Consider the following 7,487-nt stretch of genomic DNA (forward strand, 5'->3'; position numbering starts at 1 on the left):
TGCGTTATGAGCGACTGCGACCGATATCAATATGTAATCACATATTGATATCGGCGTCGTGAGTTGGCGTCGTCAAGCGGTCGGTCGCATCGCCTGTCCCTCTTGCGCACTCCAATCCTGAATAGGTCAACGTTCATGTTCTCGAATTTTTCGATCAAAGCGCGCATCGCCCTCGCGTTCGGCTTGCTCGTTGCGCTTCTGCTTGTTGTGGCGGCCTTCGGCCAGTACGGGACAAAAGCGGGCAAGGACGCGCTGCACGACACTTATGCCGTCCAACTGTCTTCGGCGATCGCCATTGGCGACATGAAATACAACCTGGCGATTGCGCGGGTTTCAATGGACCGCGCGCTGCTTCATCCGCAAGCTCCGGATGTGCAGGCGTTAGTGACGAAGGCGCGCAGTTACATCGACCCGGCGCGCACGGCTTACGCGCGTTATCTCGCGTTACCCAAGAGCGCCGGCGAGCAGCGTCTGGCGGACAACGTATCCGCGACCTTCGATAGTCTCGTCGCGGGCGCCATAGAGCCGACGTTGCAGGCACTGCAAACGGGGGACGCAGCCACCGCAGACCACATCACGATGACCGACATGCCCGTGCTGTCGCTTGCGCTGACCAGGAGCACGAACGAGCTCAACGACTACCTGATGCAACACGGGGCAAGCAACTACGAGCAGTTCCAGTCGACGCTGCGCGCCGTCAGCCTCGCTTCCGGCATCCTGCTCTTCCTCGCGGTTGCGGTCGCATTGGCGAGTGCCGTCGGCCTGCACCGGGCTATCTCGCGCCCGCTTGCTAAAGCGCTCGATGCATGCTCGGCCATGGCGCGGGGCGACCTGTCACAGCGTATTGAAGCGCATGGCCGCGATGAGATGAGCGCGTTGATGCGCGGGCTCGCCACGATGCAAAGCGGTCTGGGTGAAACCGTGTCGACGGTCCGCTCAAGCAGCGAGTCCATGGCGACAGCAACGCATCAAATTGCATCGGGCAATGCAGACCTGTCGCGCAGAACGGAATCGCAGGCTGCCGCGCTGGAGGAAACGGCAGCCAGCATGGAAGAGCTGACGGCGACTGTCAGGCAGAACAATGAAAGCGCCAACACCGCGAGCAACCTGGCAAGCGAGGCGGCGAAGGTCGCGGAAACCGGCGGCGCGATGATGAGCCGCGTTGTCGACACCATGTCGGGGATCAATGCTCAGTCTGCGAAAATTGCCACCATCATTGGCACCATTGAAGGCATTGCTTTCCAGACCAACATCCTTGCGTTGAACGCTGCCGTTGAAGCCGCGCGCGCGGGGGAACAAGGCCGGGGTTTCGCGGTAGTCGCAACCGAGGTTCGAACGCTCGCGCAGCGCTCGGCGAGCGCAGCGAAAGAGATCAAGGCGCTCATCGACAGCGCTGCAGTGAGCGTTGCCGAAGGTACTGGCCTGGTCGGCTCCGCGGGCACGACCATGAACGAAATCGTTCGCTCGATTCAGAGGGTGAACGACATCATGAGTGAGGTGGCCGCCGCATCGAAGGAACAAAGCGACGGCATTGCACAGGTCAATCGCGCGGTATCGCAAATGGACGAGGTCACGCAGCAAAACGCCGCGTTGGTTGAAGAGACGACGGCAGCGGCCGTGTCGCTGGCTGAGCAGGCGCAGATTCTTCGCGAAGCCGCTGTCCGCTTTCGTATCTGATCTTTAGCGGGCATCGCGGCACTCAATCGTGCCGTCGAAGCTGCAATGAGTAAGTGAAACGGTCGGCGGGAAAAACGCTGACCGTCGCTTCGAAGACAATGCCGTTTTCATCGACGTAGTGCCGCGTAATCTCGAGTGCGTGTCCGTCCGGTTCGGTCACAAGCTGCTTCGCGATGCGAGCGGGTACGCCTATCGCGCGGATTTCCTGTCGCACTTCTTTCACCACGCGGCCGAATCGCTGCTCGACCATCTCGCAGATCAGGCCTGTGCTTTTGCGCAGCTCCCTCTTGATACCCGCGCCTAACGTGGGCTCGAGGTACACGTCTGTCCAGCAGATCGGCGTGTCGGGCTTGGCGGGATCCACCCGTAGCATTTCGGTCCTGAGCCAGCGCGAGCCGGTCGCCACGCCCAACTGCGCGGCGAGCGACGGGCTCGCCGACACTTCCGTGACCGACTGCACATGACGCTCGGTGACGACCGCGAACTGAATCAGGTCTTCGACGCTGGAGAGCGACTGGTCGAATGCCACGCGAGGTTTGGTCGCTTCGACGCGTATGCCGGCCCGCTTGCGCCGCGATATCAGGCCAAGTTCCTGCACCCGCTCCAACGCTGAACGCACCGTCGCACGGCTGACGCCGTACTGGGCCGACAGGTCCAGCTCGGTAGGCAACGCGGAGCCGAGTTCGAACGTGCCGTCGCCGATAGCCTGGATGAGCTGCTCTGCCAATTCGGCGTACCGGGGTTTCATCTGGTTCAATCCTTTTCTGGTTTTAAAGCCGCTTTTTGACGCCGCCTCTTAAAGCCGCTGCAATGCTGCGGCGCGCTAATGCTAGCTTGCAGCACGCGCATTGCCAAGCGCGCGGGCCGCTTGACGTCGCGCCGTCATCCGCCAAGGGCTTCATCAAGGTAAACCCGAGATTGACCCATTGCGCCAATCACTAATATAGTCCGGACATATAAAATAAGTACGGACATATTGAGCGAACCAGTCCATGTCTGGGCAGTCGCTGAAACTGGAGAAAAGCATGGCTGTTCATACGGAGACCGCACCTCGCCACGGCCCAGACGCGGAGCCTGCAACGGCGCGCAGGAAGACGCCGTTCTACGGCCGGCTTGGCGTGCAGATTGTGGTCGGGATCGTGCTTGGCATCACGCTTGGCTTCGTCGCCCCGAAGCTCGCGGTGGATATGAAGGTATTGGGCGATATCTTCCTGCGGCTCATCAAGATGATCGTCGCGCCGCTCGTTTTCCTGAACGTGGTGCTGGGCATTGTTGCCGCGGGCGATCTTAAGAACGTCGGCCGTATCGGGTTGCGTGCGCTGATCTACTTCGAGGTTGTGTCGACCGTCGCGCTTGCGCTGAGCATGGTGATCGCCAACCTGTCCGGCGTAGGGATGGGCATGCATCTCACGCAGAGCCCCGAAGCAGCGGCTGCCGCTCACGCGCAATACGGCAAGGCCGGAGCCGTCTCGGTCCAACAGTTCCTGCTTACTTTGTTTCCGGACAATTTCGTCGGGGCTTTCGCGAACGGCTCCCTGCTGCAGGTGCTCGTGATTTCGATCGGCTTTGGCGCAGCGGTCCTGATGTTGAACCAGGACCAGCGCGGCAGCGTCGAGCATGCGTTGTCGCGGATGTCCGACTGCTTCTTCAAGTTCGTCGACGTCATCATGAAATTTGCGCCGCTGGGCGCCTTCGGTTCGATTGCTTTTGCGATTGGAAGCAGTGGCATGAATGCCGTCATTTCCCTCGGCTACCTGCTCATCGTGATGTATCTGTCGCTCGCGTTCTTCGTGGTTGTCGTGCTCGGCATCGTGCTGCGCCTATACGGCTTCAACGTGTTCCGCTTCCTGCGCTACTTCAAGGACGAAATCTTCCTGCTGTTCGCCACCGCTTCGTCTGAAAGCGCATTGCCCCGGCTGTTCGAAAAGCTCGAACGGCTTGGATGTTCGCGTCAAGCCACGGGTCTGGTTCTTCCCACCGGCTATGCGTTCAATCTCGACGGCACCGCGGTCTACATGTCGCTCTGCGTGATGTTTATCGCTAATGCATACGGCGTGCCGCTCGACTTGCATCAGCAGCTTGGCCTGCTTGTCATCATGCTGATTACGTCGAAGGGCGCGGCCACTGTGTCGGGCGGTACGTTCATCGTGTTCGCGGCCACCGTCACGGCATCGGGCATGTTGCCCATTGAAGGCTTGCCGATACTTTTCGGCATCAATCGATTCACATCGCAGGCGGTCTCCATCTGCAACGCGATGGGTAACAGCGTGGCAACGCTCGTGATCGCCAGGTCGACCGGTGAGTTTGATGAGAGTGCCGCACGCAGCGAGTATCAGCGCGTATTCGGCACGGCTCCGGGCAAGGTCATCTGACTTAAAAGTTTTCAAAGCGTTAGAGGATTAGTCATGCGTATCACTGCGGTCAGGGAAATATCCGTCCCACTGGAAGGAAACGTTGCGAACGCCCTCGTGAGTTTTGCCGAACATGATGTATCGCTCGTCGCGTTGGAGACTGACGTGATGCGTAACGGCAAACCGGTCACGGGTTATGCGTTCGACTCCATCGGCCGATACGCTCAGGGCGGCATCCTGCGCGACCGGATGATTCCCCGGCTCATGGCAGCGGAGCCTGAGGGGTTGCTCGATTCGTCGGGGCGCAGCTTTGACCCTGAGAAAGTGTTGCGGACCATCATGCGCAATGAGAAGCCTGGAGGTCACGGGGACCGTGCTGCAGCGGCTGGTGCAATCGAGCTGGCCGTCTGGGACCTGAAAGCCAAGCTACTGGATGAACCGGCGCACGTCACCATCGCGCGGCATTTCGGCAGGAAGGGGAAGACCGAAGGCGTGAACGTCTACGCGGCAGGCGGTTACTACTATCCCGAAGAAAGCACGCAGCGTCTGGTCGATGAATTCAATGCTTATCGCGAGCTGGGCTTTGATGCGTTCAAGATGAAGATTGGCGGAGCGAGCCTTGAAAAGGATATTGCCCGCATTGAAGCGGCGTTGGCCGTAGCGGGGGAAGGGCAGCGGCTCGCAGTCGATGCAAACGGCCGCTTCGATCTGAAAACCGCGCTCAGCTACGCGGAGGCCATCACGCCGTATGACCTGCGCTGGTACGAAGAGATTGGTGACCCGCTCGACTTCGATTTGAATCGTCAGGTCGCGCAGGCTTACGCGGGCCGGATCGCCACCGGCGAGAACCTGTTCTCCGTGCCTGATGTAAAGAACCTCGCGCTCTTTGGCGGCATGCGGCCGGGCAAGGACATCTTCCAGATGGATGCGGGGCTTGCCTACGGGTTGACTGAATACGCGCGGATGATCGAGCTTATCGAGAGCCGCGGTTTCAACCGTGCTCAGGCTTACCCGCACGGTGGCCATCTCATCAACCTTCATATTGCCGTTGGATTGGAGCTTGGCGGGTGCGAGGCGTATCCGGGCGTGTTCCAGCCCTTCGGCGGATATCCGGCGGGGTGCGGTGTGGGCGGCGGACTTGTGCGTCCAACCGATGCGGCAGGCTTTGGACTTGAAGAAAAAGACGCGCTGCGCCCGTGGCTTGCGCGCCTTGCAAACTGATTGAGGAATGAGCAATGGCAACTACTGTTTTCGACTCGGTACTTTTCCGCGACATGTTTGGCACGCCCGAGATGAGGGACGTGTTCTCGGATGAGGCGTATCTTCGGCGCTGCATCGACACGGAGACCGCGCTTGCGAGGGCGCAGGCGAAATCCGGACTGATTCCCGAGCAGGCCGCGCGTGAGATTACCGCGCGAGCGGACTTCACGAAGCTCGACCTGGACGCGTTGCGTCATGAGACTGAGATCGTCGGTTATCCGATCCTGCCGCTGGTTAAACAGGTAAGCGAGATGTGCGGTGAGGCCGGCCGATACTTGCATTGGGGTGCGACGACGCAAGACATCATGGACACTGCCACCATGCTGCAGTGTGCGCGGGGCGTGGCGATCATCGAGAAGCAACTGGACGACGTGCGCGAGGCGTTGCGCGAGCTGGCCCTCAAGCATGCCGATACGGTGACGGCTGGGCGCACGCACTTGCAGCATGCGTTGCCGGTGACGTTTGGATTTCGCGCGGCCGTGTGGTTATCGGCACTGAACCGCCATGCCGAGCGTCTTCAGCAAGCGAAGGCGCGAGCGTTGATGGTCGAGTTCGGCGGTGCGGCGGGAACGCTTGCTTCCTTGGGTGACCCGGAAAGAGCGCTGGAAACGCGCAGGCTGCTTGCTGAAGAACTGGGGTTGCGCAACCCTGAGATCACATGGCATGTTGCCCGCGACGGGTTGAATGAGCTTGTATCGCTTCTGGCAAGCATTGGCGGGTCACTCGGAAAGATTGGACTTGACGTGATGATGATGGCGGCTTCCGAGTTCGGCGAGGTGGCCGAACCGTTTGTCCCGGGGCGCGGTGCGAGTTCCACTATGCCGCAGAAGCGCAATCCGATTTCGAGTGAGCTGATGTTTGCGGCGGCGAAGATGCTTCGTGAGCGTGCGGCGCTGATGCTGGATGCCATGATGCACGACTTCGAGCGTGCGACTGGTCCGTGGCATCTCGAATGGAGCGCGGTACCTGAGAGTTTCCTGCTTGCGGCGAGCGCACTGTTCCAGGCGAACTTCATGTTGCGCGGGCTGCGAGTCGATAGTGAGAAGATGCGAAAGAACCTCGATTTAACGGGTGGATTGATTGTGGCGGAAGCGGTGATGATGGGACTCGCTCCGGCAATCGGGCGTCAGCATGCGCATGATGTGGTCTATGACGCGTGCCGCATTGCGATTGAAAGCGGCCGTACGTTGCATGACGTCCTGATTGAAAACACGCAGATCCGGGAAAGCTTTGGAGAGGCTCAGTTGCGAGCGCTGACCGACCCGGCGAATTACCTGGGCGCTGCCGCGCACATGGCGCGTTCGGTTGCTAACGGGACGGCAGGGAAAGCTAGGTAGCAGGTCCTAGTCTGGGGGGTAGGGCCTGGGATATCTTTGCAGCCTTGCTTCGAGTTGGGTTGGCGACGTGGTTCGGAATGCGTACAAATTCGGTGGGTCGTTGTCCGCGGATAGCGCGGGGTGAACCTTGGGCAGATTCAGTCACTGGTGGCGAAGCGTGTGGGTATCCGTGTTCGGAGAAAGAGGGTTTCACACATCCGTCGCTCTTGCGAGCACCGTGCTTTTGGGGTACCAAAAACGCGGAAACTGCACGCTAGGTCAACTTACGAGCCCGCGTTTTGAAAGCGCTTTCTTTGCTTCGTTTCTTTGTCGCTTTGGACAAAGAAATGACGGGCGGATTCAACTGGTCGATGCAACACCTCTGTTCCAATACGGAAATCGGAGGATGAGGCTATGAAACGACAAGCAAAACCGTGGTTGACGTCGACCCAGAAGGGGGAGATTTGGAAGCGCTGGCGCGCAGCGGAGTCTGTCAGCGAGATTAGTCGGGCGCTGGAGCGTGAAGTGGGCTCGGTGCATCGGATGCTTGCTAAGCGCGGTGGGATCGCACCGCCGCCAAGAAAGCGCTCGCCACGTGCACTGACGCCCGAGGAGCGCGAAGCGATCTCGCGTGGGCTGAGCGCAAACTGGTCTTCAAACCGCATTGCAGCGAGCCTGAACCGAGCCCCATCGACGATCAGCCGGGAGATCGAACGCAACGGCGGGCCGATAAAGTACCGCGCCCAACAGGCCGACGCCAATGCCTGGAAGAACGCGCTACGGCCCAAAGCGTGCGCCCTTTCAAACCGGGCGCGACTACGTATGCTCGTGGCGAGTAAGCTCAAACAACAATGGGCACCTGCGCAGATATCGGGCTGGCTCA

General features: G+C 60.0%; 6 protein-coding genes. 5 read left to right on the forward strand and 1 reads right to left on the reverse strand.

The features are described from left to right. Positions 1 to 135: 135 nt before the first annotated feature. Complete coding sequence (locus FH08_RS0129620) at positions 136 to 1,677, forward strand: methyl-accepting chemotaxis protein (protein WP_031361828.1); 1,542 nt, start codon at positions 136 to 138, stop codon at positions 1,675 to 1,677. Between the two features lie 22 nt (positions 1,678 to 1,699). Here FH08_RS0129620 and FH08_RS0129625 read toward each other — a convergent pair whose 3' ends face one another. Next, entirely contained in the window at positions 1,700 to 2,425 is a 726-nt protein-coding gene (locus FH08_RS0129625; protein ID WP_031361829.1) for a GntR family transcriptional regulator, read from the reverse strand. Between the two features lie 277 nt (positions 2,426 to 2,702). On the opposite strand from FH08_RS0129625, the gene FH08_RS0129630 reads away from it, so the two are divergent. From FH08_RS0129630 to FH08_RS0129645, 4 genes are all read left to right on the forward strand, one after another. After that, positions 2,703 to 4,049, forward strand: a complete 1,347-nt coding sequence (locus FH08_RS0129630) for a cation:dicarboxylate symporter family transporter (protein ID WP_051888641.1) — start codon at positions 2,703 to 2,705, stop codon at positions 4,047 to 4,049. Between the two features lie 33 nt (positions 4,050 to 4,082). Continuing rightward, positions 4,083 to 5,249 carry an enolase C-terminal domain-like protein gene (locus FH08_RS0129635; RefSeq protein WP_031361831.1) on the forward strand — a complete coding sequence of 389 codons (1,167 nt, stop codon included), beginning with the start codon at positions 4,083 to 4,085 and terminating at the stop codon, positions 5,247 to 5,249. A 14-nt stretch (positions 5,250 to 5,263) separates the two neighbouring features. Further along, a complete protein-coding gene (locus tag FH08_RS0129640; protein WP_031361832.1) occupies positions 5,264 to 6,625 on the forward strand; it encodes a class-II fumarase/aspartase family protein in 1,362 nt (453 codons plus the stop codon). Between the two features lie 393 nt (positions 6,626 to 7,018). Next, positions 7,019 to 7,487, forward strand: a 469-nt coding sequence (locus tag FH08_RS0129645; protein ID WP_031361833.1) for a helix-turn-helix domain-containing protein, incomplete at its 3' end; no start/stop codon positions are given.

The organism is Caballeronia sordidicola, assembly GCF_000729995.1.
Classification (GTDB): Bacteria; Pseudomonadota; Gammaproteobacteria; order Burkholderiales; family Burkholderiaceae; genus Caballeronia; species Caballeronia sordidicola_A.